This window comes from Neobacillus rhizophilus (assembly GCF_018343535.1).
GTDB lineage: Bacteria > Bacillota > Bacilli > Bacillales > Cytobacillaceae > Neobacillus > Neobacillus rhizophilus.
The window spans coordinates 139,422-163,869 of record NZ_JAGYPF010000002.1 but is presented as its reverse complement, the minus strand read 5'-3'; the positions used below and the strand labels follow the sequence as shown (position 1 = coordinate 163,869).

The 24,448-nt window shown below is 45.0% G+C and carries 28 protein-coding genes and 2 pseudogenes; 14 read left to right on the top strand and 16 right to left on the bottom strand.

Annotation, left to right across the window (positions count from 1 at the left end; all coding sequences use genetic code 11):
• Positions 1-11: 11 nt before the first annotated feature.
• The 8 genes and pseudogenes from KHA99_RS08745 to fdhD form a co-directional block, all read right to left on the bottom strand.
• The gene (locus tag KHA99_RS08745; RefSeq protein ID WP_213117076.1) at positions 12-1,244 is read right to left on the bottom strand and encodes a molybdopterin molybdotransferase MoeA; all 1,233 of its coding nucleotides are present in this window, start codon (positions 1,242-1,244) and stop codon (positions 12-14) included.
• Positions 1,245-1,260: 16 nt separating this feature from the next.
• The gene (mobA, locus tag KHA99_RS08740; RefSeq protein ID WP_213117075.1) at positions 1,261-1,860 is read right to left on the bottom strand and encodes a molybdenum cofactor guanylyltransferase; all 600 of its coding nucleotides are present in this window, start codon (positions 1,858-1,860) and stop codon (positions 1,261-1,263) included.
• Positions 1,861-1,872: 12 nt separating this feature from the next.
• Positions 1,873-2,682 carry a formate dehydrogenase accessory protein FdhE gene (locus tag KHA99_RS08735; RefSeq protein WP_213117074.1) on the bottom strand — a complete coding sequence of 270 codons (810 nt, stop codon included), beginning with the start codon at positions 2,680-2,682 and terminating at the stop codon, positions 1,873-1,875.
• Positions 2,683-2,865: 183 nt separating this feature from the next.
• Positions 2,866-3,573, bottom strand: a complete 708-nt coding sequence (locus KHA99_RS08730; protein ID WP_213117073.1) for a formate dehydrogenase subunit gamma — start codon at positions 3,571-3,573, stop codon at positions 2,866-2,868.
• Positions 3,566-4,390, bottom strand: a complete 825-nt coding sequence (locus KHA99_RS08725; protein WP_213117072.1) for a 4Fe-4S dicluster domain-containing protein — start codon at positions 4,388-4,390, stop codon at positions 3,566-3,568. Before KHA99_RS08725 ends, KHA99_RS08730 begins: the two co-directional genes overlap by 8 nt.
• Positions 4,390-6,795 (bottom strand): annotated as a pseudogene (gene fdnG, locus KHA99_RS08720) (formate dehydrogenase-N subunit alpha); the annotation flags it as partial. The pseudogene fdnG and the gene KHA99_RS08725, both read right to left, overlap by 1 nt.
• Before the next feature lie 12 nt (positions 6,796-6,807).
• Positions 6,808-7,380 carry a twin-arginine translocation signal domain-containing protein gene (locus KHA99_RS31690; RefSeq protein WP_481819234.1) on the bottom strand — a complete coding sequence of 191 codons (573 nt, stop codon included), beginning with the start codon at positions 7,378-7,380 and terminating at the stop codon, positions 6,808-6,810.
• 51 nt (positions 7,381-7,431) lie between these two features.
• Entirely contained in the window at positions 7,432-8,229 is a 798-nt protein-coding gene (gene fdhD, locus KHA99_RS08715) for a formate dehydrogenase accessory sulfurtransferase FdhD (protein WP_213117071.1), read from the bottom strand.
• A gap of 251 nt (positions 8,230-8,480) precedes the next feature.
• Between fdhD and pdxK the strand changes: the two genes are divergently transcribed.
• The 3 genes from pdxK to bshB2 all read left to right on the top strand — a co-directional run bounded on the left by pdxK (position 8,481) and on the right by bshB2 (position 10,702).
• Complete coding sequence (gene pdxK, locus KHA99_RS08710) at positions 8,481-9,323, top strand: pyridoxine/pyridoxal/pyridoxamine kinase (RefSeq protein ID WP_213117070.1); 843 nt, start codon at positions 8,481-8,483, stop codon at positions 9,321-9,323.
• Between the two features lie 326 nt (positions 9,324-9,649).
• A complete protein-coding gene (locus KHA99_RS08705; protein ID WP_213117069.1) occupies positions 9,650-9,997 on the top strand; it encodes a YojF family protein in 348 nt (115 codons plus the stop codon).
• Positions 9,998-10,033: 36 nt separating this feature from the next.
• Positions 10,034-10,702, top strand: coding sequence for a bacillithiol biosynthesis deacetylase BshB2 (bshB2, locus tag KHA99_RS08700; protein WP_213117068.1), 669 nt, complete (start codon positions 10,034-10,036; stop codon positions 10,700-10,702).
• A 55-nt stretch (positions 10,703-10,757) separates the two neighbouring features.
• Here the strand turns inward: bshB2 and KHA99_RS30700 are convergent, their stop codons facing one another.
• From KHA99_RS30700 to KHA99_RS30690, 3 genes and pseudogenes are all read right to left on the bottom strand, one after another.
• Positions 10,758-11,129: a Crp/Fnr family transcriptional regulator gene (locus tag KHA99_RS30700; RefSeq protein ID WP_249366569.1), complete on the bottom strand. Its 372-nt coding sequence runs from the start codon at positions 11,127-11,129 to the stop codon at positions 10,758-10,760.
• 36 nt (positions 11,130-11,165) lie between these two features.
• Positions 11,166-11,249, bottom strand: a pseudogene (locus KHA99_RS30695) (Crp/Fnr family transcriptional regulator); the annotation flags it as partial.
• A gap of 29 nt (positions 11,250-11,278) precedes the next feature.
• On the bottom strand, positions 11,279-11,485 hold the full coding sequence (locus KHA99_RS30690) for a hypothetical protein (RefSeq protein ID WP_249366568.1): 207 nt from the start codon (positions 11,483-11,485) through the stop codon (positions 11,279-11,281).
• A 280-nt stretch (positions 11,486-11,765) separates the two neighbouring features.
• Here KHA99_RS30690 and KHA99_RS08690 point away from each other — a divergent pair, with 280 nt between their 5' ends.
• From KHA99_RS08690 to KHA99_RS08645, 10 genes are all read left to right on the top strand, one after another.
• Positions 11,766-12,215, top strand: a complete 450-nt coding sequence (locus KHA99_RS08690) for a cytochrome C (protein WP_213117067.1) — start codon at positions 11,766-11,768, stop codon at positions 12,213-12,215.
• A gap of 15 nt (positions 12,216-12,230) precedes the next feature.
• Positions 12,231-14,102: a Sec-dependent nitrous-oxide reductase gene (gene nosZ, locus KHA99_RS08685; protein WP_213117066.1), complete on the top strand. Its 1,872-nt coding sequence runs from the start codon at positions 12,231-12,233 to the stop codon at positions 14,100-14,102.
• Positions 14,103-14,185: 83 nt separating this feature from the next.
• A complete protein-coding gene (locus tag KHA99_RS08680; RefSeq protein WP_213117065.1) occupies positions 14,186-14,767 on the top strand; it encodes a hypothetical protein in 582 nt (193 codons plus the stop codon).
• A complete protein-coding gene (nosD, locus tag KHA99_RS08675; protein ID WP_213117064.1) occupies positions 14,764-16,110 on the top strand; it encodes a nitrous oxide reductase family maturation protein NosD in 1,347 nt (448 codons plus the stop codon). The genes KHA99_RS08680 and nosD overlap by 4 nt, the downstream gene beginning before the upstream one ends.
• The gene (locus tag KHA99_RS08670) at positions 16,074-16,871 is read left to right on the top strand and encodes an ABC transporter permease (RefSeq protein WP_213117063.1); all 798 of its coding nucleotides are present in this window, start codon (positions 16,074-16,076) and stop codon (positions 16,869-16,871) included. Before nosD ends, KHA99_RS08670 begins: the two co-directional genes overlap by 37 nt.
• A complete protein-coding gene (locus tag KHA99_RS08665; protein ID WP_213117062.1) occupies positions 16,868-17,545 on the top strand; it encodes an ABC transporter ATP-binding protein in 678 nt (225 codons plus the stop codon). The genes KHA99_RS08670 and KHA99_RS08665 overlap by 4 nt, the downstream gene beginning before the upstream one ends.
• Complete coding sequence (locus KHA99_RS08660; protein ID WP_249366567.1) at positions 17,542-18,459, top strand: FixH family protein; 918 nt, start codon at positions 17,542-17,544, stop codon at positions 18,457-18,459. Before KHA99_RS08665 ends, KHA99_RS08660 begins: the two co-directional genes overlap by 4 nt.
• A 160-nt stretch (positions 18,460-18,619) precedes the next feature.
• Positions 18,620-18,796: a hypothetical protein gene (locus tag KHA99_RS08655; protein WP_213117061.1), complete on the top strand. Its 177-nt coding sequence runs from the start codon at positions 18,620-18,622 to the stop codon at positions 18,794-18,796.
• Positions 18,797-18,826: 30 nt separating this feature from the next.
• A complete protein-coding gene (locus KHA99_RS08650) occupies positions 18,827-19,054 on the top strand; it encodes a hypothetical protein (protein ID WP_213117060.1) in 228 nt (75 codons plus the stop codon).
• A complete protein-coding gene (locus KHA99_RS08645; RefSeq protein WP_213117059.1) occupies positions 19,045-19,212 on the top strand; it encodes a hypothetical protein in 168 nt (55 codons plus the stop codon). Before KHA99_RS08650 ends, KHA99_RS08645 begins: the two co-directional genes overlap by 10 nt.
• A 130-nt stretch (positions 19,213-19,342) precedes the next feature.
• Here KHA99_RS08645 and KHA99_RS08640 read toward each other — a convergent pair whose 3' ends face one another.
• The 3 genes from KHA99_RS08640 to KHA99_RS08630 form a co-directional block, all read right to left on the bottom strand.
• Positions 19,343-20,416, bottom strand: coding sequence for a PQQ-dependent sugar dehydrogenase (locus KHA99_RS08640; protein WP_213117058.1), 1,074 nt, complete (start codon positions 20,414-20,416; stop codon positions 19,343-19,345).
• 13 nt (positions 20,417-20,429) lie between these two features.
• Entirely contained in the window at positions 20,430-21,281 is an 852-nt protein-coding gene (locus KHA99_RS08635) for a Cof-type HAD-IIB family hydrolase (protein ID WP_307852028.1), read from the bottom strand.
• Positions 21,282-21,354: 73 nt separating this feature from the next.
• Positions 21,355-21,993 (bottom strand): DNA alkylation repair protein, encoded by a 639-nt coding sequence (locus tag KHA99_RS08630; protein ID WP_213117955.1) that lies wholly within the window; start codon positions 21,991-21,993, stop codon positions 21,355-21,357.
• Between the two features lie 127 nt (positions 21,994-22,120).
• Between KHA99_RS08630 and KHA99_RS08625 the strand changes: the two genes are divergently transcribed.
• A complete protein-coding gene (locus KHA99_RS08625; protein WP_213117056.1) occupies positions 22,121-22,297 on the top strand; it encodes a hypothetical protein in 177 nt (58 codons plus the stop codon).
• Positions 22,298-22,381: 84 nt separating this feature from the next.
• Here KHA99_RS08625 and KHA99_RS08620 read toward each other — a convergent pair whose 3' ends face one another.
• Both KHA99_RS08620 and ybaK read right to left on the bottom strand, forming a co-directional pair.
• Positions 22,382-23,482, bottom strand: a complete 1,101-nt coding sequence (locus KHA99_RS08620; protein ID WP_213117055.1) for a PRK06851 family protein — start codon at positions 23,480-23,482, stop codon at positions 22,382-22,384.
• Positions 23,483-23,621: 139 nt separating this feature from the next.
• Complete coding sequence (ybaK, locus tag KHA99_RS08615) at positions 23,622-24,098, bottom strand: Cys-tRNA(Pro) deacylase (protein WP_213117054.1); 477 nt, start codon at positions 24,096-24,098, stop codon at positions 23,622-23,624.
• Positions 24,099-24,448 lie beyond the last annotated feature (350 nt).

Genomic DNA, 24,448 nt, shown 5'->3' with positions numbered 1-24,448 from the left:
TGTCGCTCCCCTTACCTGGACAGAATCACAGGAACATATTCGCCCTGCGAAACTCCTTCTTTTTCTGAACTGATCTCCACAATGCCGTCACTCTTCACCAGCGTCGTAATCAACCCGGACTTGCCGATAATCGGCTCCGCCCACCATTCGCCGTCCTTTTCCTCAAGCCGTACTCTGATATAATCCGACCGGCCCGGACTTGACGGGATGTTTTTCGTTATTTTTGCAAAAATATGCCCAGGTTTCGGCACGAGATGTTCCCCGGACAACTTCTTTAAAATCCGCTCGCCAAACAGTTTGAAGATAATCATCGCCGACGCCGGATGGCCAGGCAGTCCAATCACCGGTTTGCCGCCCGCCACCGCTAAAATCGTGGGTTTGCCGGGCTTAATCGAAATCCCGTGCACAAACACACCAGGCTCACCCAATGATTGAATGACCTCCGTCGTATAATCTTTCGCACCAACAGAACTGCCGCCCGACATAATCAAGCAGTCCACCTGCTCGTAAAGCTCGCGGGCATTTTGGCTGAATTCCTCATAGTCATCGCGGACAATGCCGCCGTATACAACCTCGACATTCCAATCGCTCGCCAGTCCGGCAATCGTCAAACCGTTAATATCGCGGATTTGTCCGACCGCCAAGGTCTCAGTTTGATAGGGAACGATTTCATCACCTGACGACAGATAGCCAGCTTTAATTTTTCGAAAAACGGTTACATGAGTTATCCCTAAAGAGGCGAGCGCTCCCAGTTCCTGAGCGCGGAGCTTCATGCCTTTTTCAAGGAGAATCTCACCTTCGCGAATATCCTCGCCAGCCCGAATAACATTTTCCCCAGGAGCAATTTGTTTATATGTATTGAGGAGTCCGTCGACATCCTCACAATGTTCAATCATAATCACGCTGTCACTGCCGGCCGGAAGCATTCCGCCGGTCGGAACATAGACAGCTTGTCCAAGGCCGACCTTTACATCGGGGACCTCGCCCATTTTGACTTCTCCGGCAACGTTCAGGAAGCCGGGCATGGACTCAGAAGAACCATACGTATCTTTCGCGCGGACAGCATACCCATCGACCGTCGAGCGGTCAAAGCCGGGAACATTCTCCTTCGCAGTCACCGGCTCGGCTAGTATATAATGAAGGGCTTCGGAAAGCTCCCTTACTTCTGTTTGTTGGGTTGCCGGGATCATTTCGTCTATCAAGGCAAATGTTTCTTCCACTGTTTTTACTTTGAAAAATTGCATGGTTCTCTTTTTCCCCCTAATATTCGCTTTCGGCCCACTTTTTCGCGTCTTCGTATTCCTCCGGGTGGTTCATGTTGAAGAAGACCCGCTCTAATTCTGCTTGGCTAAAGCCTGCAAGCTCTTTTTCTGTTACATAAAGGACTTTAAGACGGTCCAGTAGCTGCTTCATGCGGAGATTCCCCGCCGCAATACATTTCTTTGCCTCGCCCGCAACTGATTTTTTAAAAACAGCAAATAATGGATGCTGGTTCCCGTTGATAACGGGGATGACCGCATCATAATTGCCGCATAGTTTCGCCATTGTCTCAGCGAGTTCCCCGGACACAAACGGCATGTCGCAAGCGACGACAAAATTAACATCGCTTTTGGAAGCTTTCAAACCGGCATGGAGTCCGGCGAGCGGCCCCATGCCGGGGTAGTCATCTGCGACCATTTCCAGTTCTAAAAATTCATAATCATCAAAATGATTGGTTACCAGAATTATACCATTAAAACGGTGCTTAAGTGTGTCTCTAATTCTTTCAATATTGGTTTTCTCATTAATTTTTAGTAGAGCTTTGTTGGTGCCCATTCGGCTGGATTTTCCGCCTGATAAAATGATTGCTGAAGCGTTCATCGACAGCACCTCTTAATTCGTTATTTTTTTCTCGCCTGCTGAACTAAATCCGTTTTCCTGCGCTACAAAATCGAGATGGATTGAATTTAAATCGATCATGGCAGCGGAAGGTTTTTCTATATATTGCCTTGTATCAATAATTTTAATATAGCCGTTGCACTCCTCGCAAACCTGTATTTGCGAGACAGCGTCGCCTTCAATAGTTAAAAATTTGATTTTTTGGTAGTCTTCATTACCGCAATGCGAGCACTCCAGGCGCTTAGCATTCCAATGGGCAAGACAGCGCGGACATTGGCAAACCTTTTTGCCCTCATCCTCCAAAACTGCCAGTCTCACAGGCTCACCGCAGACAGGGCAGCCTGAACCCGGTACGCCGCGGTCAATTTCCGGCTGGACTTTTTCTGCCACTAGTTGAAGATACGGACGGAGCGCGGTTTCTGCTAAGAATTGTGGAATCCATGGTTCTAGTCCATTTTCCTCAGCAAACCTTTCAAAGTAGACGCTATTGAAGGAAAAGGCTTCCTCTATCCAGCGGATGGCCGTTTCTTCATTAAGCAAACTGCCGATATCAGCGAGCTTTGGCTTCAGGTTTGGGCTGCTTTCTATGAGTAGGGCTGTTATTTCCTCTACCCACTGTAAGAATAGTGAAATTTCAAAATCAATCGCCGCGAGCGCAGCAGCAGGTACCCCTGCAGCCAGTGCCGCTTTATCCAGATTAGGCTTGATTGTGTCAGGGTCGATCATCCTCTTCCATTTTTCCTGAAGTTGGACAATTTCCTTTTGCAGGTTCTGGTATTCCTTTGAAACAACGGATTTAATCATCGTTGTTGCACCTCTTTTTTATTAGTTTTTTTGAATTCGCCAATAGAATGTTGAAATTCGCCAATAGAACTCAACAATTCGCCAATAGAAAGCTGAAATTCGCCAATAGGACCCCAAAACCACTCAAAAGATTCAATGGGAATGGCTGCCTTTGACAGACAGCCAGCCCCTTTCCTCATAAAATTAAGCGCCTTTTTTATGTTTCGGGTCATCCAAATCAGGGAAGTTACCCTTTTTAACCTCTTCTTCATACCATTCGGTGTAGTGATCCTTTGCCCACCGAGCAGGAACCTCGCCGGTAATGACACCGGAGTAGCCTGGTCTTGAGTTTTTATGAATCACACTCAAGTAAATGTGACCGACAATGACGGCAATTCCAAGAGCGAAGCCGACGTTGTGGAAGAAGTAGCCCCACTGTACTAAAGCCCTTGGGAAAAATTGCGGAAACCACATCGTGAAACCTGAACAAATAACCAAAATCGCACAGAACATCTGCAGAATCGAGTTGATTTTTTCTCCGGCGTTGAAGAAGGTTTGTTTTATATGCTTAAACTTAAAGCCGAACAATTCTTTAACGAAACTGCTGAAGAATTCAAGGTCGCGTTTTTTCCAAGTGATTAATTCCTTCAGCCAAAGAATCAGGAATTTCGGGCTAAAAATCAACAAAATCAAGGTAGGCGTAACAAAGGTGACGGCGAAAATTCGGTGCAGCAGCCGGGCGTTGGCCGGGCCGCCAAACACCGGATACAGCCAGTCAAAGAATTCGGTATACATCGGCAGTGCCGTAATGTACAACGCAAAGAAGGAAATCCCATTGATTGCATGGGCCCAAACAAACGCCTTTGGAAATCGTCTGACTTTTGCCACGGGCTTTTGCGCTTGTTTACTCATTGCTACCACCTCCGTCTTGCTCTTTGCCTTCTTTATTAAACAGCTTGTTTGTCACAAACGCACCGACAAGAGCCATCGTGGTGGCACCCAGCATCATCTTGCCGATTGGCTGTGCGTAATCCTTCCAAGCAACTGCGGAGGTTGGAACTTTCGGATTTTCCGGAAGCCCGTAAACAGACGGTTTTTCTGCTAAAACATAAACGGTGTGTGTGCCGCCAACGCCTTGCGGATTGTAAACCTGAGCATTTGGATAACGGCCTTTGATTTCTTGAACTCGCTTTTCAGCTTTTCTGATCATGGCCTCTTTATCGCCAAATTCCATTGCTCCGGTATGGCAGGTCGTTACACAGGCAGGCTGCAGACCTTCTTCTAAGCGGTCGGTACACATCGTGCATTTATGTGCTTTACGGTACTCTTTACCGTTTTTATCTTTATATTCCTTTAGAGAAATCACTTCGAATGGACAGTTTTGTACGCAATAGCCGCAGCCCACACACTTGTCTTGATCGATGACAACGGAACCAAAATCGGTATAGCTGATGGCATTCTCCGGACATACCTTTTCACACGCTGCATCCGTACAATGGAAGCAGGATGAGTGGCGGAACAAGTAATCCAGACCGCCTCCCGCATTCTCATGCTCAATGTACTGGAGGACGTTCCAGGTATCGGCCGTTGTTTTTGGATGGGACTGGGCGCTGCCTTGGAATGCTGTCTCTTCAACAGGCAGGTCGTTCCAGTTTTTACAGGCTACCATGCAGGCTTTACAGCCGTCACATTTGGTAACATCAACGAATTTCACATATTCTTTAGCCATTAGTCAGCCCTCCTAACATCACAGAGGAATGCTTTGTATTCAGGAATTTGCGTGTTAGCATCTCCAATGTGCGGAGTCAGGCGGTTAGCTGTATCTCCTGTAACATATCCCTTATAGCCAAAATGCCATGGCATTCCCACTTGGTGCACTACTTTGCCTCTTACTTTGAAAGGCTTATAACGTTTTGTAACCATTGCGTAGGCAGTGATTTCGCCGCGTGCTGAGCTGACAATGATTTTATCTTTGTTTTTGATGCCTTTTTCTTTGGCGAGTTCTTCACTTATTTCAACAAACATGTAACCGGCGATTTCCGACAGCCATTCTTGGTTTCGGGTCATCGAACCGGACTGCCAGTGTTCAGATACCCGGTAAGTTGTCGCTATGATTGGGTAAGTTCCTTTTGAGCCTTTCTTGTTGAAGTCGCCTTCATGAATCACTACGGCAGGGTTTAATTCCACAGATGAGAAGGCATTTGGAACAGGGCTTTCAAACGGCTCATAATGTTCTGGGAATGGCCCTTCATTCATTGTTGGTGCGTAAAGCAATCCTACTCCGTCTTTATTCATCATGATTGCGCCCGTACCGCCAGGTGCTGTTGGCGCTAATGTAGCATTAAAGTCAGGAACGTCGTTGCCGACCCACTTATTCTGGATGGCATCCCACCAGATGATCGCTTTTTCCTTGCTCCATGGATTACCGTTTAGATCCGCTGCAGCACGGTTATATAGAACACGGCGGTTCATTGGCCAAGCGAATGACCAATAAAGATAGTGGTGTCCACCAGTATCTTTATTGTCGCGATTTTTCGACTTGTTCTTGCCCTCTTCAGGATAGAATCCGCTATAAATCCAATTTCCGCTGGTAGTTGTTCCATCGGCTTTTAAGGCACCGAAACCAGGGAGCAATTTCCCTGTTGTCAAATCATAACCGTTGATTTCCTTGGCAACTAGATCAATGTCACACTCAGGGCCGTTGCCAAAATTCCAATCAAGAGCCAGGAATGGAGAAGCTTGTGCACTTGTGTCACCGGCATAGAGCTTTTTAAGCTTAAGTGCCAGCTCATGGATGATGTCAAGGTCTGGTCTTGCTTCGCCCTTAGAATCAATCGCTTTCCAGCGATATTGCATCCAGCGCGAGCTGTTGGAGATGCTTCCTTCTTTTTCAAATGATGCTGATGCTGGGAGCAGGAATACCTCGGTATTGATTTTCGATGGGTCGCTGCCAGCTTCTTTTTTCCAGAAGGCTGCTGTTTCTGTTTCCCAAAGGTCCACAGCAACCAGCCATTTTAAGTTGCCTAGTGCTTCTTTTTCCTTGCCGGCATTCGGTCCGCCGACAACCGGATTTGTTCCCCACAGGAACGCACCGTCAAGCTCTTTATTGTACATCGCTTTGAATAAGAAAATGTGCGAGTAGTTCTTTGACCCTGGTTTAGGTAAATATTGATAGCCAAATTCGTTCTCGGCTGTTGCATTTTGCGCGTACCAAGATTTTAGCAGGCTGACCACAAATTTAGGTCTATTGCTCCAATAGCCTGATGGAGGTGTTTCTTTCTTTAAGTAGCCGTCAAGGGTCGCGTGCTCGGGTACTGATGCTTTAGGAATAGCCAGGTAACCTGTTAGGTTATCCCATAATAATCCAAAGTCAGTGGAACCTTGTACGTTTGATTCGCCGCGCATCGCGTTAATACCGCCGCCTGGCAGGCCAATGTTGCCCAAGAGCATCTGAATAATCGCATAAGCACGGACGTTTTGCGAACCGACTGTATGCTGGGTGGTACCCATTGCATAAAGGATTGTTCCCGCTTTGCCGACTTTGCTTGTTTCACAGAATGTCTTGTAAACCTTTAATAAATCTTCCTTTGGTGTGCCTGTTACCGATGAAACCGTATCCAAATCATAGCGTGAATAATGCTTCTTCAATAATTGAAAAACTGTACGAGGGTTCTCCAAGGTTGGATCCGTTACCGGTTTTCCATCCGGTCCTGCCGCAAGTGCCCATTTTGTTTTATCATAGGTGCGTTTTGCTTGGTCATAGCCGCTGAATAGGCCGTCTTTGAAATCGTAGCCATCTGCCACGATAAAGGGTGCGTTTGTATAGTTAACAACATATTCTTTGTGAATAAGATTATTTTCGAGTGCATATTTTATCATTCCGCCCAAGAACGCAATATCCGTTCCGGAACGAAGTGGTGCGTAAATATCAGATACTGCTGAAGTCCGAGTATAACGCGGGTCAACACTGATGATTTTTCCGCCGTTTTCTTTTGCTTTTGTCAGCCATCTGAAGCTGATTGGGTGATTTTCTGCAGGGTTTGCACCCATAATTAGCGCGCAATCTGTATGCTGCAGATCATTCCAGTGGTTTGTCATTGCTCCACGTCCAAACGATGGTGCCAGACCGGCAACCGTTGAACTGTGTCATATTCGTGCCTGGTGTTCTAAATAGACAACGCCAAGCCCTCTCATCAATTTTGAAACCAAATATGTTTCTTCGTTATCGAGTGCCGCGCCGCCAAGGCTGGCAATCTTTTCTGTCCGGTTGACAGTGACGCCATTCTCTGAAACGATAAATGACTTATCGCGGCTTTCTTTTGTACGTTTGGCAATGGTATCCAGCATCCATTCCCAGTCTTTTTCTTCCCATTTATCGCTGCCAGGAGCGCGATAAAGCGGTTTCGTCATCCGCTTTTCAGAAGTGTATAACTGTCTAAGTGTCGTCCCTTTGCTGCATAGCTTGCCTTCGTTTATTGGATTATCCGGGTCCCCCTCCGTATAAACCACTGTGTTGTCCTTTGTATGGACCAAGATTCCGCAGCCGACGCCGCAAAAACAGCAAATGGTTGGTGTTACAGTAGCTTTGGCAATTTTGAATTCCTTTGATTTCGCATAAGCCTTTTGCTCATTAAAGCCCAGTTCAACAATCGCCAATGTGGCAGCGGTTGCACCGGAAAGTTTTAAAAATTGCCGGCGATTTAGGTTCATTTCAACCATTTCCAATCTCCTTCCCAAGAGTAATGAATAGAACATCCCATTTTTTTATGTTTATCTATATAGTTCTACCGGCTGATTCCCCCCTTCAAAGCATCTCTCCAAGAGCGGCTCTGGGTTTACATCATTTTCGACCCTGCCTGCCGCGGTATAGATCATCGCCATTTTCCCTCTTAAATAGCCGATTACTTCTATATTTAAGTACCGCGCCAGCTGGATGGCCTGCTTGGTTGCGGCCGTCCGCGAGCCGATAACAGGAAAGCCGAATTTAGCTGCTTTTGAAAGCATTTCATATGAAACCCTGCCGGTTGTAAGAAGTACAAGCCGATTGGGGCGCAAGCCGTTTCTCAAGGCGTGTCCGATAATCTTATCGACAGCATTATGCCGGCCGATATCCTCGCGAATGGTTATATTTCCCTCTTCATCCACAATGCAGGCGCCATGCATACCGCCTGTCTCCAAATAAAAACGGGAGTTCTGTGCAAATTCACTGCGTTTTTTTAAAAGATAGCTAAGCTGATAGGTTTGATTTGATGTGACCTTATCGAAGTTCTTTACATCTGTCATTGAAAAAAATGTAACGCCCCTGCCACAGCCTGCTGTGTAATGCTTCTTCTTTGAAAAGACCTGCTCCTCATCAAAAGCTGCGCTTAAAGTGACATGGATGCTGCCCATATCTTCATTGATGACGATGGACTCAATATCATTTGCAGCCTGAATAAATCCTTCAGAAAACAAATAGCCATATGTCCAATCCTCGAGATCAAATTTTGTCAATTGGAAAACCGCCATTTCGTACCCGTTAATGACTAATGAAATGGGATATTCGTCGGGACAACTTTTGTGGTTCATTGTTTTCCCACCACCTTTGAAGAGTATTTCTCATTAATAGAGTAATTTTAGAGGAGTTTTTTGAAAGTAATTTTTATCACAATAAATTGATTAAAATAGTAAAAAAGATGGATATTTCACTTTTTTGTCAAACACTTTCGACAGGCGAAAAAAATCAATTGCACCATTGTAAAAGTTTATTTTGGTTGTTTTTTTGCTGTTGAATTATAATAATAGGGTGATAATTAAGCCTTTTTTAGGAGGAGTACATAATGAGCATTAAGAAAGTAATGACAATTGCTGGTTCAGATTCAAGCGGCGGGGCGGGGCTTCAGGCGGACTTGAAGACGTTCCAAGAGCTTGGTGTATATGGTATGAGTGCCCTGACATGCATCGTCACGATGGATCCCAAAGACAACTGGCATCATAACGTGTTCCCAATTGCTTCAGATATTCTTGAAAAGCAGCTGGAAACCATTCTATCTGTCGGTATCGATGCAATGAAGACAGGTATGCTGGGAACGGTCGAGTTAATTGAAATTGCTGCAAAAACCATCGATGCCCACAAGCTAGAGCGTGTTGTAATAGACCCTGTCATGGTGTGTAAAGGCGAAGACGAGGTGTTAAACCCGGAAACGACCGATGCGATGCGTGAACTTTTATTGCCGCGCTGTTTAGTGGTAACACCCAATCTGTTTGAGGCCGGACAGCTTGCCGGCATGAAAACGCCGCGGACAGTGGAAGAAATGAAAGAGGCAGCTGTAAAAATCTTTGATTTAGGGGCAAAAAATGTTCTCATCAAGGGCGGCAGCAAACTGCAGTCTGAAGAAAATGCCGTCGATCTTCTTTATGATGGCAAGGAATTCAGAATTTACGAATCGCCAAAATATAATACAACCTTTACGCACGGCGCCGGCTGCACCTACTCATCCGCGGTCACAGCTGAACTTGCGAAAGGGAAATCCGTCTTTGAAGCAGTCGAAGTGGCGAAAGACTTTATTGCCGCAGCCATCGAACAGGGCTTCCGCCTAAATGAATACGTCGGCCCAACCTGGCACGGCGCTTACCGCAGTTCAAAAAGCAAAACCGAATACTGCGAAGACTGCGCAGAATAATTTCTTTAAGAGCTGAACATGAAGTTCGGCTCTTCTTTTTTCATAAAAATGTGAAATGATCGGCAACCCCAGTTGATTGGAGCGGAAGGGGCGAGACTCCTGCGGGAGTACGGGACAGGGGAGACCCCGCAGGCGCCAGAGGCGCTGAGGAGGCTCCCCGAACCGCCCGCGGAAAGCGAGCCCCTGGAGCAGAAATCAACATTTCCCGGAGCATTCATTTCGCATTTTTTATCCAATTTTAGTATGATAGTTACATTCTTAAAGAAAAATATCTCGTAGACTAAATCCTATTTTTTATAAGAAATAACGGGAAGGGAGGAATCAGCTTGGAACTAGTGAACACCAAACAAGTACAGGAAGCCATTAATAGCTTCGTAAATAAAGAAGTATATATTCACCTTGAAACCACAAACGGTGCCTACGCATCACATCGCAATCAATCCTTTTTTTCGGCGGGTGCTTATATCCGCAATGCCAAAGTCCAGTATGAAATAGGGAAAATTACCGGAAAAGGCCCTTATCGGGTGGGCTTAAAAATTAACCTTGGCTGGATTTACGCTGAGGGCATCACTCATTTTGAAATCGATGAACTGGGACGGCTGCTGCTTGCCGGCCATGACAATGAAGGGAAATTAGCCGTCGCATTAGAAATCAGCCCAACTCCATTTGAATAGTGGTTTCATGCGTCAGTCCTGAAAGGAGAATGTAAAATGGAAAAAGAACGCCATGTACTAGTTGTCTTTCCACATCCGGATGATGAAGCATTTGGAGTATCCGGGACAATAGCCACTCACATCAAAAATGGCACCCCCGTTACTTACGCCTGCTTAACCCTGGGGGAAATGGGCCGCAATATGGGGAACCCGCCATTTACCAATCGGGAAAATCTCCCGAAAATCAGAAAAGCGGAACTAAAGGAAGCTGCCCGCGCTTTAGGCATCCAAGATTTACGCATGCTCGGCTACCGCGATAAAACTGTAGAATTTGAGGATGAAGAAAAGCTGGCCGACGTGATGTCAGGCCTGATCGATGAGTTAAACCCATCTTTAATCATCACCTTTTATCCCGGCTATGCCGTGCATCCCGACCATGACGCCACCGGTGCGGCCGTCGTCCGCGCCGCCGCGCGGCTGCCTGAAGCCGCACGGCCGACCTTACACTGCGTTGCCTTCTCGAACGATTGCATCGAAAAGCTTGGCGAGGCCGATATCATTAATGATATAACCCCGGTTGCGGAAAAAAAACTAGCAGCCATCAAGGCACACCGCTCGCAAACGGAGCAAATGTTTGCCGACGTGTCCGAAAAATTAAAAAATCAAGACCCACAAATCATGGTCTGGATCAACAACGAGCGCTTTTGGACGTACAAATTTGATTAAATATACAAAGGGACCCGTCCTTCCGCTTTTAATGCGTGGGCAGGTCCCTTTCCTTTTAATATTCTTTATGAAGCAGGGTACAGAATTTGCACCAATCAAGAATGATGATTTTCCTCGATTTCAAGTCAATCATTTCTTCCTTTTTTAGTTTTGAGAAAACACGACTGATGCTTTCGCGCGATGTGCCAACAACGGTGGCGAATTCCTGTACAGTTAAAGGGATTTCAATCTCCCAGCGTTTGAAGTCCGTGTTAAATTTCCGTCCGAGCCGCTCAAGTGTCTTCACCGTTTTCGCATACACATCAAGCAGGGCCACATCCCTTAACTGACCAGTAATTTCCCTCAAGCCATCACTCATATAGCGGATCATTTGCATAGAAAGCTCCGGATATTGGTAAAGATCCTGCTCGAGTTCCTGCTTATCCAAAAAAAACAGCCACCCATCCTCGAGCATCGTTGCTGTTGCTGGATAACATTCAGTCTTCTGTGTGAATAGACATGCTTCAGCGAATATATCCCCTTTTTGCTTTACACAGACAATAATTTCATTCCCGTTCTCATCCTGCTTGGCGAGCTTTACCGACCCATCATGAACAAAAAAGACACCTCTTTAATAATCGCCTCTCCTTTTTTCACCTCAAGCGTTTGGATCCTCTGTTCAATAATGCTCAGTGATTTTGGTGATAAATCTCTAAAAATCACAATCTTGCGGAGCAAGCTCTCTTTTTTTACCTCCTGGATCACAGCTAAATTCGGTTCCACCAATTTTCTAACTCGTTCCAACCTTCCCACCACCTTTACTCGTTTTTTTCCTCTTATTTGTAAGACATTTCCCTAAGTATTGAAGTGACAAGGTTCACAAAAAACCAAATCGGTAAAACAACACGGGAAATTTGTTTTCACAGAACGTTCATTTTTTTAAAAACGCTTAAAATATAGGATTTTCGGGTCCTTTCACAAATCGTTCATAAAACCTTAAATTCCTGTGACGGACGTCACAATTTTACAAAATACAAACGATTAGGATGAAGCTGTTCAATTGAGAAAAAGGAGGGGGAACAATTTGAAAAAGGCTCTTATTAGTTTTGCTATCAGCGTCGTGCTCGGCTTCGGGCTTGGATACCTCGTATTTGATGTCATCATGGGAAACTCCAGCGACTCTGGTAAGGTGCCGGAAACAGCCCAGGCTGTATCAAAGGAAAAAGCAGCGGATGATTCCAGCAAACCTAAGGAAACAGCCGCAACATCCAGCGCAAATGACGATAATATCCTCAATAAAAAGGGATGCCTTGGCTGCCATAGCGTGGAAGCGATCAACCTAAAAGGCGGTGCCGTCGGACCGGATCTATCCCAAGCCTTTGTAAACGTTGAAGGCAAGCACGGCAAACCAATTGAGGAATTTCTAAAAGCACCGACATCGGCTGTCATGTTAGGCGTTATCGGCAAAAATCCATTAACTGATGAAGAAGAAAAGCAAGTACTAGACCTGCTCAAGCAGGCATCTGAAAAATAAGGTGGTGTTAACCGAATGAAAAAATGGGTACCAATCGCGTCTGGACTACTAGCCGGATTCGCCGCAGCAACAATCTCATTCGCCGATTTCTCGTCAAACGCAAAGACGACGGAAACGGCATCCTCAAGCAACAAGAGCGATGCCGAAAAGGTCTATGTCCCTTTTGGCAAAAAGGATGATTATTATCTATTTGCATCCGGCGGCCACTCCGGCCAAATGTTTATTTACGGCGTGCCTTCGATGCGCCAAATCCGCACCGTCCCGGTCTTCTCACAGGATTCCGCAACCGGATACGGCTTTGATGAGCATTCCAAGAAAATGATGGGGGATTATACGTGGGGCGACCTGCACCACCCGGCATTCTCAGAAACAAACGGTGATTATGACGGCAAGTATATGTTTGCCACCGACGTCGGCAACAGCCGCGCCGCTGTCATGGATTTAAAAACCTTTACTGTAAAAGACATTCTGAACGTTCCTAATACAAGCGGACCACACTGTGCAGCGTTCGTAACGGAAAATACCGAGTACATGTTCCTGCCAACCCGCTTTGCCGTGCCGCTTGGGCAGGCCTATGAATCTCTTGATGACTACAGCACAAAATACCGCGGCGTCATGTCAGCCGTTACCTTTGATGAAAAAAATACAAAGCTGAACATTGCCTATCAGGTGGCGCTCCCACCTTGGTCCTATGACCTTTCCGATGCTGGTAAAAAGAGCTCCAAGGACTGGGCTGTCATGACTACTTATAACACCGAGGAAGCAACCACGAACCTGGAAATCAACGCATCCCAGGCGGACCGTGACTTCATCGTTCTGTTTAACTGGAAAGAGCTAGAAAAAATGGTTAAGGATGGCCAATACGAGGATGTTGGCGGTCAAAAAATGATTTACCCTGAAAAACAAAAAGGCGGCATTTATTTAGTCCCTGTAGCTAAATCGCCGCACGGCGTCGATGTAACGCCAGATGGCAAATATTTCATCGCTTCCGGCAAACTAGCGCCTTCGATGACCGTATTTTCTTTTGAAAAAGCGTTTAAAGCGATTGAAAACAAAGACTTTGCCGGTGAAAGAAACGGCATTCCGATTATTAACTACAAATCTGTGATGGAACGTGAAGTAAATCCAGAAAACGCACTTGGACCGCTTCATACTCAGTTTGACGACAAAGGCATGGCCTATACAACGATGTTTATTTCTTCGGAAATCGTGAAGTGGGATCCGAAGACCGGCAAGACGTTAGACCGCGTGCCTGTCCAATATTCGCCAGGACACTCTGTTGCTGCTGAGGGAGACACTGTATCACCTGATGGCCACTGGCTTGTTGCTCTGAACAAGATTGCCAAGGACAGCTACCTGTCTGTCGGACCTTCTCACCCTGAATCAATGCAATTAATTGATATTAGCGGCAAAATGAAGGTCATCCAATCATCTCCGGTGAACCCAGAACCGCACTATGCGCAGATGATTAAGGCGGATAAAATCAAGGCCATCAATGTGTATCCGAAGGATGAAAATAACAAAGAGGCTGTTTATAAAAAAGACGAAGCGAAAATTGTCCGCAATGGCAATAAAGTCGACGTCTACGGCATCGCGATGCGCTCGAAGTTCATTTTTGATGCCAAAGCGAAGCGCCCTGATGTGATTGAAGTCAACGAAGGTGATGAAGTTACGATCCATCTGACTAACCTCGACTTTGATGAGGACATTACCCACGGTTTTGCCATCAACAGCTACAACCTGAACATGGAAGTGCAGCCAGGACAGACAAACACGATGAAGTTCACAGCGAAAAAAGCGGGTACTTACCCGATTTACTGTACAAACTTCTGTTCCGCCCTGCACCAAGAAATGACCGGCTACTTCCTAGTCAAACCAAAGCAATAGTGCCTAAAGTTGGTGGTGGGTATCAATGAATGTTGGTACCCATCCCCTTTTACTTAATTATTACTATAAAAGGTGTGGTTAACTTGAATGTTAGTAAGAAGGGAAATAAATTATCTCTTATCTCCGCACTGTTAATCGGTGCTTCGGCAGCTCTCATCGTGGTGTCAATGTTTTTCCCTTGGTGGAGAATGCTATTTATCGCACCGCAATATCCGGAAGGGTTAAATATCATTGTCTATCCAAACAAACTGGAAGGCCAAATTGATATCATTAACGGTCTTAATCACTACATCGGCATGGCTAATTTCAGTGAAGAAAATTTCCCTGAGCTGGGCTACCTGATTTACATTGTCGGAGGTTTAGCAGCGCTCACCCTGATAACAGCCCTCCTCCGCAATAAAAAAGTGCTTTATGGACTGATTGGCATCTTTATGATTGGCGGTGCAGCAGGCATTTGGGATCTTTATTCTGCCCTAAAAAGATACGGCTCCAATCTAGATCCAAAGGCGCCGATTCATATGGATCCATTTGTTCCGCCTATTATCGGTGAAAATACTGTGGCGAACTTTATTACCCACAGTATCTTGGGAACAGGTGTCTACTTTGTTATTGCAGCGTTTATTTTATTATTAATTCCGTTATGGAAGGACCGAAAAGTAAAATGAAAAAATTAACGCTCCTATCTTTCATTCTTTCTCTCTTGTTGTTTATCAAACCTGAGGAATATATGGCAGCCGAACACGGAAGTCTGCAAGCGACGATCGACTCCATGAAAGAGGGAGCGGTATTGAAGCTTGAAAATAAGACGTATGAAGGTAATATAGTCATCACCAAACCGTTGACGATTATTGGCTCAGAACAGACCGTGATCCAAGGAGACGGAACAGGAAACGTGATTTCTGTTAAGGCAGCTAAGGTTCATTTAAAAAATCTTACCGTAACTGGCAGCAGCATGGACCGCAACTCGGCCGAGGAATACGCGGCGATTAAAATTTATACGAACCATAACATCATCGAGCACGTCACTATCCGCAACTCCTTTCACGGCATTTATTTAAGCCAGGCCCATCACAACACCATTGAGTATGCCGATATTAAAGGAATGGGCAAGGGCGAAATTGCTGCCCAAGGTAACGGGCTGCATGTTTATTACGCAAACGATAACCTGTTGGCACACAACAAGATCGAAGGCACCCGTGACGGGATGTTTTTCGACTACGCCAACAATAACAAAAGCTATGACAATACCATCATCAACACCCGCTACGGCCTGCACTACATGTACTCAGATGAAAATATTTTTAAAAGAAATACCTTTACGATGAATCAGGGCGGCGCGGCCATCATGAATTCAAACGGACTAACACTTGAAGACAATCAATTTATCGTCAATTACGGAAACCAATCTTTCGGATTATTACTCTTGCAAGCTAATGACAACTCGATTCAAGGCAATCTTTTTTACATGAACCAGCGGGGCTTGTATATTGACCAGGCAACCCGAAATACGATTCGGAACAACCGAATCATCCAAAACCAAATTGGCATTGAGCTTTGGGCCAGTTCCAATGATCAAATATTTACATTAAACCGAATTTCCGAAAATACCATCCCGGCTGTCACCATCGGTGGCAAGGGCGAAGGCAATGCCTGGAGCCATCATGGCAAAGGCAACGACTGGGGCAGCGCCTTCCCGCTCACCGATTTAAACCAGGACAGCATCGGCGATTTTCCAATAACCTACCACTCTTCCCTTCACCAGCTGCTGGAGGACCAGGAATTAACAAATCTATTTTTAAAAAGCCCTGCCGTGGGCATCTATGAAAAAATTAACGCCACACTGAACGACGATGAAGTTATGTTTAAAGATCCGCATCCACTGGTTTCTAAAGGCGGCAGCCATTCTTCGCTTCTATTTGCTGCCCTCGGTGTCATCGCGGTGCTGATATTGATAAAGGGGAGGGAAACACTATGCATTATATTTGGAAGGAATGGAAAGAAAATATAAGGGGTAAAGGGCTGTGGCTCGCTCTAAGCATCATTGCGCTCATTTCAATCAGTATATTGGTTCGTTCCGCCTCCCTGTCATTTGAAAAAGGCTTTTATATTCTTTTAATCAACTTGTTTGATACGATTATTTACTTTATCCCGATCTTGTGCCTGTTTATCGGAGCGTTTTCTGTTTTTCAGGAAAAAGAACAAAAGACATTGATTATGCTGTTAACGAAAAGGGATAGTTATCCGAGCTTTCTTATGCGAAAAAGCACTGGGCTTTATGCTGTTGTCCTAGTGCCACTCGCGGCTTGGTTTTTCCTATATTTATTAATGTTGAAGTTTCAATTTGCTCTCGATTTTAAAGGCTATCTCATTTTTGCGGTAAGCATTCTCGTAATGGCCGTGATTTTCCTGCAAATGGGGGCAGCGGTCGGCAGCTTTAGCCGCTCACGGATGCAGATTATTGGCTATACGATTTTTGTCTGGTTTTACTTCTTCTTCTTACACGATTTCATCCTGCTATCGTTTTTGCCGGATGTCACCTATGAAAATGTGAAATTCTTTTCGCTCGTCTACTTTTTAAATCCGCTTCAGGCTGTCCGGATGTTTTTAGAAACGGGCATGGGCGTTTACTCGTTCGGCCATATGTCGAGGATGCTGCAGGCGTTTATGTGGACTAAGCCCGCATTCTTTATGCTGGGTAACGGAGTGTTCTGGCTAGCTGTATCATTTGGGGCGGCAGTGCTGTTCAACCGCAAGGAGGGTTATGAATGATTAAAGTGGAGGGCTTATGCCAATCCTTTGGCAAAAAGCAAGTGCTCGACTCCGTCGATCTTGACATCGGCAAGAATGAGATCTGCGCCCTTGTCGGCCGAAATGGCGCAGGAAAATCGACGTTTATTAATAGTTTGCTGGGGCTGTTACCTATTAAACAAGGTTCAATTGCGATTAACGGCGCTGCAGTCTCCAAAAAAAATCATGACTGGAAAAGAACAATCGCCTATTTGCCGGAAAAATTCATGCTTTATCCGATGCTGACCGGTCTGGAGAATTTGACCTTTTTTGCCGAGGCTGTTTCGGGGAAAGCGGATGCAGCACGGGTAGAACAAGTACTTCGTGCGGTCAGGCTATGGGATGACCGGAACGAACCGGTGAAAAAGTACTCGAAGGGAATGCTGCAGCGTCTTGGTCTTGCGATTACGCTTTATCAGGATTCGAGTATTTTGATTTTGGATGAACCTACGAGTGGAATTGATCCGATGGGCCGGAAGGAAATCTTGGAGGTTTTAAGAGGCTTAAAGGACAAAACCATTTTGCTCTCGTCGCACCATTTGGATGAAATCCGCCAGGTTTGTACGCATGTTGCTTTTTTAAATGAAGGAAAGATGGAAAAATATACGGTAGATGAATTTTTAACAACACAGCAATTAGGAGGTATTGGGATATGAGAAATCGTTGGATGCACGCCGTGTTGCTGCTCATGATGATGGTCTTCGCCGCTGTCATGACCGGCTGCAGCTCGGGGCCTGATTATAAGATTGACATCATCAAGGAGCTTTATTATCAAAAGGATAAACCGTCGCCGTTTGAAATTAAAGTAACCGAGGCTGGCAAGGCAGTTACAGGGCTTACGGTGACAGCTGACCTGTCGATGGCAACTATGAACCACGGCACGGTGAAAGTGAAGTTTGCTGAAGGGAAAGACGGAACTTACGCTGCAGATGTGAAGGTTCCGATGAACGGCAAGTTTGAAGCCGCGTTCCTTTTGAAAAAAGATGGGGAAAAAACTGAGAAAGTCATCGAAATCAATGTGGTAAAGCCAGAAGGTGTAGCCAAAATAAATGGACAATGGATCACGGATAAGGATGTTTCTTTTTACAAATTTATTAATCAACTGCAACTGGAAATCAATCGCGATGCAGCCCGGAAGAATTATAGCGGTAAACAACTGGAGGAAGAGCTTGCCTATTTGGATTCACAGGAAAAGGTGCTGGATGACCAAAACAAATTGCTAACGCAAATTATCCGCCTCCGCTCGATGGCGTTGCTCGCTGAGGAAAAGGGACATAAGGTTGAGGCAGCGGAGGTCGATGCGGCTGTAGAAAAGGCGCGTGGACAATATGCGCAATTTGCCTCAGCCCAAGCATTAATCCAGCATTATGGGGAAGAAAAATTCTGGGACGTTGAAAAGCAGCAATACAAGCTAATTGTCCTTGCTCAAAAGGTCCAAAAGGATTTAGTCGACCAAGCAAAAAAAGAAAACCCTAAAGCAGGGGATCAGGAAATCTACTATCAAGCACAAAAACAATATGAAGACCTGCTTATCTCGCAAATTAACTCGCTTAAGATTGAAATATTATAAAGTGCCAGGCACTACGAGTCTTATGAAGGACATCTCTTGGTTGGGAACCATGAAAAATGTCCTTCATTCGGTTTATGATGGACATCTCTTGCTCTGGAATCATTCAAAATGGTCTTCATCATGGCTATGAAGGACATTTATCGCTCTGGAATCATTCAAAATGGTCTTCATCTCGACTATGAAGGACATTTCCTGCTCTGGAATCATCCAAAATGGTCTTCATCACGGCTATGAAGGACATTTCCTGCATGGTATCATCCAAAATGGTCTTCATCTCGGCTATGAAGGACATTTATCGCTCTGGAATCATTCAAAATGGTCTTCATCATGGCTATGAAGGACATTTCCTGCTCTGGAATCATCCAAAATGGTCTTCATCTCGGCTATGAAGGACATTTATCGCTCTGGAATCATTCAAAATGGTCTTCATGGCTATGAAGGACATTTCCTACTCTGGAATCATCCAAAATGGTCTTCAATCATGGCTATGAAGGACATTTCCTACTCTGGAATCATCCAAAATGGTCTTCATCTCGGCTATGAAGGACATTTATCGCTCTGGAATCATTCAAAATGGTCTTCATCATGGCTATGAAGGACATTTCCTGCTCTGGAATCATCCAAAATGGTCTTCATCTCGGCTATGAAGGACATTTATCGCTCTGGAATCATCCAAAGTGGTCTTCAATCATGGCTATGAAGGACATTTCCTACTCTGGAATCATCCAAAATGGTCTTCAATCATGGCTATGAAGGACATTTCCTACTCTGGAATCATCCAAAATGGTCTTCATCTCTGCTATGAAGGACATTTCTTTACCGAACCCCTTTGAAAATGTCCTTCATCTGGAATTTCCTCCATGATGCTGACACCTTTCCCTATTTATTTCAAATCCCTCAACAAAACCCGGTATAGTTTATCATCTTTTTCGTCAGGCGTACCGCGGCCGTCGGTGTTGTTGCTGACGAAGTAAAGGTATTCTCCATCTACAAACAAATCGCGGATGCGGCCCAGTCCGGTGATGACCGCCGTGGTGCGGCCGGCCGCGAGGTCAAATTCACGGACAGCGTTGCCGCGCAATGCGGCTACGTAAAGTTTCCCATTATAAGCAGCCATCCCTGATGGCGCCCATGTTTCATTCCCAGATTGAAAGAGCGGCGTCACCATTCCCGCCTTCCGCTCCGTCCCTTGAATCACCGGCCAGCCATAATTCGCCCCGGGCTTAATCCGATTGATTTCATCGTGTGCCGATTGTCCATGTTCACTTGCATAAAGCGTTTCACCAATCCAGACCAGCCCCTGCGGATTCCGGTGGCCGTAGCTGTACACATACGAGTTAGGAAATGGATTATTCGCCGGGATAGTCCCGTCCAAATTCATTCGCAAAATTTTCCCGTTGATGGATCCTCTATCCTGCGATGATTCCGGAACAGTCGCATCACCCGTTGTCACATAAAGCTTTCTGTCAGGACCTATTTTCATCCTGCCGCCATGATGGTAAGCTGCACTCGGGATACGGTCCAACAGTATTCGCCCCTCATCCCATTCAGCACCGTTCCAAGTTAACACGACGACCCGATTGAACTGGCCCTGCCCCTCTTCCGAATATGTGTAATAGGCGAAGGCCTGGTGATTTTCTGCAAATTGGGGATCCAGCACAAAGCCGAGCAGCCCAGCTTCCGCTGCCTCAGCCAGCGGTTTCCGTAAAACCACTCGCTGCCGTTCCATTTTGCCGTTTTCGATTTTGGCAATGCTTCCTGTGCGCTCACTGATGTAAAATGTTCCATTTACTTTATCAATTGACCATGGTACAGATAAATTTTCAGCGACAACCTCAATATCAGGCAGAAGGACAATGGCTTCATCGCCCTCTGGTTCCTCTTCTTTTTTTTCAAAAAAGGAACAGCCTGAAAGCAGCAAAATCAAAACTAACACGATGGACCTGGCTTTGTACATTTGGAGCCCCCTTTTATAAAACGTCCAATATTGCCTTTCCTACACCGCTATTTTCATTTGTATCGGTAATCACATCGCACAGCGATTTGATAGCTGGGCTGGCGTTGCCCATCGCCACTGCTCGTCCGGCTTTTTCAAACATCGATACATCATTATAATTATCGCCAATCGCCATTGTTTCCGACAAATCTATCCCTTTTCCATTGACGAAGGCCTCCAGGGCAATCCCTTTTTGAGCATTTTTATGGGTGATTTCAATATTTTCAATGCCCGATTTGGTGACCTCAAGCTCGCTAAACTCTTTTATGGCGCTGGCTGCATCGCCAAGTTTATCTAAATCAAAGGAGAATACTAAAAACTTATAAATCTGATACTCATCACTTTCAAAAAGAAGTTCATATTTTTCAATTGAATGAATCAAGCCATCTCTGATTCTTCCTCCCGCCGCGTGAACGACATAGTCCCGGTCAGCTTCAGGATTGGCGCTCATCACGATGTCCACGAGAATAGAAACAGCCTTGTCGGTATCGACGGAAAAAGCTCCCTTATTCGTGTATACCTCGAAATAGATATCCTTTTCGTACAATACTGCCGCCGCATCCTTGGCCATTTGTTTGGCAATCGGGGAAGCAGAAATAATCTCTCCTTCTTTTGAGCGGACCTCAGCGCCGTTCACACAAATAACTGGGCATTTCAACCCGGCCGCATTTAAAACATAGGTCGCTTCCTGATACGATCTTCCGGTAGCAACCACCACTTCCACTCCGGCTTCCTGTGCCTTTAAGATCGCCTGTTTATTTTCCTCGGTAATCACCTGCATGGAATTCAATAATGTGCCATCCATATCTGTCGCAATACATTTCATCATGATGTTCTCCTTCATCTCTTTTCAATATTGCCATTCTACCATGAACAACTGGCATTTTCTCCTAATTGGCTCAGTTTAAGTACTTGCTGCCTTCGCGAATACTTAGAGGTGCTAATTGGTGCCCCTCTATAAACCTCCCGACGGATCCAGGTTTTGTCTTCGAGTATTCCCGCAACGCCCAGCCAATTGCTTTTTGGATAAAAAATTCTTTGCTTAAGGCGTTCTCACGTATGTATTGATATAGCAGTTCATCATCCGTTTTTTCTTTATATTTCAGTTGAAAAAGAATCGCGGCTCTTCTTAGCCAGAGGTATTCATGGACTGCCCAGCCGTTAATTGTTTCTTCAATTACCTCAGGAAAGACCTGTGCAATTGTTCCAACTGGCTTTGGGGCAATCGCATCGACCGTGTCCCACCAGGATTTCGTGGTGATCAACCGCTCCATGAAAGGCAAATCTGACTTGTCCAATTTGTTTATCGACTTTTCTATATAAACAAGGGCAGTATATTGATATTCCCGTTCTTCTTTCACCCAAAGCCCCCAAACAAAATCTTGGTTGAAAGGATTCTTTAAAATTCCGGTTTCTTTAAAAAATTGCTTTTCCATTTCTGCTCGTAAAGGTTTCTTAATGCCGAGAAATGGGAAATGCCCTTTCATATATTTTTCCATCGGCCCGGCATTTTCTACATTTCGGTTCTTCTCAAACATCTCGGTTAAGAGTGCAATCTCTTTCAATAAACGACATCCTTTCTTTTTACCTTATTTTTGGTGAAGAAACTCGTGTATAAACTAATAGGCAGACGACAAACTAACATGTGCAGAAGGAGGGATGAAGATGACGAAAAAATTTAATAAAGGCAGCCGAAACCAAAATTCAGCGAGCGCCGGCCAGACGTCAGCTGAATTTGCCGCCGAATTCGTAAGCGGCGATAACAGCAAGGGAAACAAACGCAACAAGGACCAGCAAAGCAAAACAAAACAAACCCACACACATAACGGAAATAGGGCCTGACCCCCGCCGTTAACGAATTAACACAGTGGGGGCCTGACCCCAACGCATTAAATCTTATTGCGGGAGGGATCAGGCCCCTTGGTTCTAAGCGTTTACCCCAGCTAATGCATTGATTTCTGAAGCAATTTTAGTCTGGATTTTTTCGACCACTGTGAAGTCCATTGCGGAAATATAAATGGCTTCAAGCTCATCGTGGAGTTCTTTCGCTTTGGCGAGCCAGCTTGTGGCCTCTGTCATTTTGTTTCTATACTTGGTGGAAATTTTGCTGATAAAATCGGCGAAGATCTCATCTGTTCCCTGCTCGATTAGAATTTCATACATATCAATGATTTCATCACCGTCGCGGCTTGGGAAATACTCGTGCGGTGCGGTGCTGTCGAAAATGGCAATCCCCAGCTCTCTAAAAATACACATATCGAGGCTATTAGGGTCAAAGCCGCAATGATAGATTTCTACATCGACGCCCCGCTCCTCTGCTGCAGCAGCTAGTTTTTTCAGCATCGTGGACTTGCCGGAGCCTGGTCGCCCCTTAATAAAATAGCGTTTTTGAATGTCCTCCGTTAAATTAGGGACAAAATCAACAGCGCCTTTTGGTGTGGCGGCCCCAAGAAAACGGTGGCGAACATCGGCTTGTTTGCTTAACCTCATTTTTCCAAAAAAGGTTTCAATCAGCTTTTTGGTCAATTGGTCCGCTTTTTGGAAGTTCATACTGTTTATATAGATTTTTTCCCAATCATCATGAATTTCAAGCGCTTCCTTAAAAGTAGCGTAGGCTGTCGCAAAGGCCTCACTAATTTGATTAGTCAGTTTTTGAATGACCTTTTTTTGCGCACTTAGTGCCTTAGCATTCCATGCTTCACCCAGATTAATGTACTCTTCCACCGCACCAGGTGCTTTTGGCTCAATCACATGCGGGGCAGTTCCGTCAACAATGCCCACCTTTAAAGCCGGAATTATCACTCCATCAATGGAGTTATTATCAGAGGAGCAGTGAAGAAGCTCGATGTCATAGCCTTTTTCTACCCACTCCTTGCCGATTTTTTTCATAAGCGACGATTTGCCTGTGCCAGGCCCGCCTTTTAAAATAAACAAACGGTCAAGTCCCTGCAGGTTGGAATCGTACAAATTATGAAATCCCCTGGCGGTGTTGCCGCCGGCAAAATAGTTTTTAACTTTCCCTGCCATTCATTAACACTCCCTTTTTAAAAATCAACATTGCCATTAGGCAATTTCAATCACAAAGATTAAGTTCACCATATCTTATGCTTTTGTTGTTTATAGGTGAATGCCTATGCGAAAAACTGATTTTTTTATAAAGGGAAATTTATTTTATTACATCAGCCAACTCTGCGTCGGTGATTTCTTTTAATTGGTTGGGCGCAAGCACGATTTGCATGCCGATTTTTCCGGCACTGACGACGATTGCCTCAATTTCTGAGCAGCTTTGGTCGATGAAGGTTCGGTATTGCTTTTTCATGCCGATGGGCGAGCAGCCTCCGCGGATGTAACCGGTCCATTTTTGAATATCCTTCACCGGAATCATTTCGACGCTCTTCTCCCCGGCCGCTTTAGCCGCCTTTTTCAGGTTTAATTCCTCGGCAACAGGAATGACGAACACATAAAGGTTTTTGCTTGCCCCTTGAGTGACGAGCGTTTTATAGACCTCTTTCAGATTCCTGCCAATTTTCTCAGCAACCGACACTCCATCAATTTTTCCATCCTTATTTTCGTACGTAAGCACCTCATAATAAATCTTTTGCGCATCCAAAATGCGCATTGCATTGGTTTTGGCCTGTGCCATCCTAATCATCCTTCTAATTTTTCTTTTATTTTAGCAAAAAAAGAAGGGAATTTTTAAAAAACAGGTCATCGATATCCAGTTTTTTGGAATTACTTACACTTTTGCTCGATTTACTTTCCTTTTTTAAAAAATACTTACATTTATTTCGGATTTACTTTCCAAATCTTATAAAATACTTTCCAAATATATCACTTTACTTTCCAACCTAAACTTTTTGACGTAGATGGTAATTGGCGGTTGGCGAGTAAATTCAAGAAATCGGCGAGTAAATAGCAAAGTTAGGCGAGAAAAATTAAAAAGGGGGGAAATTACCTGAGCCATGCTAACCGCCTGGCTTTTTTTAGGGCTGG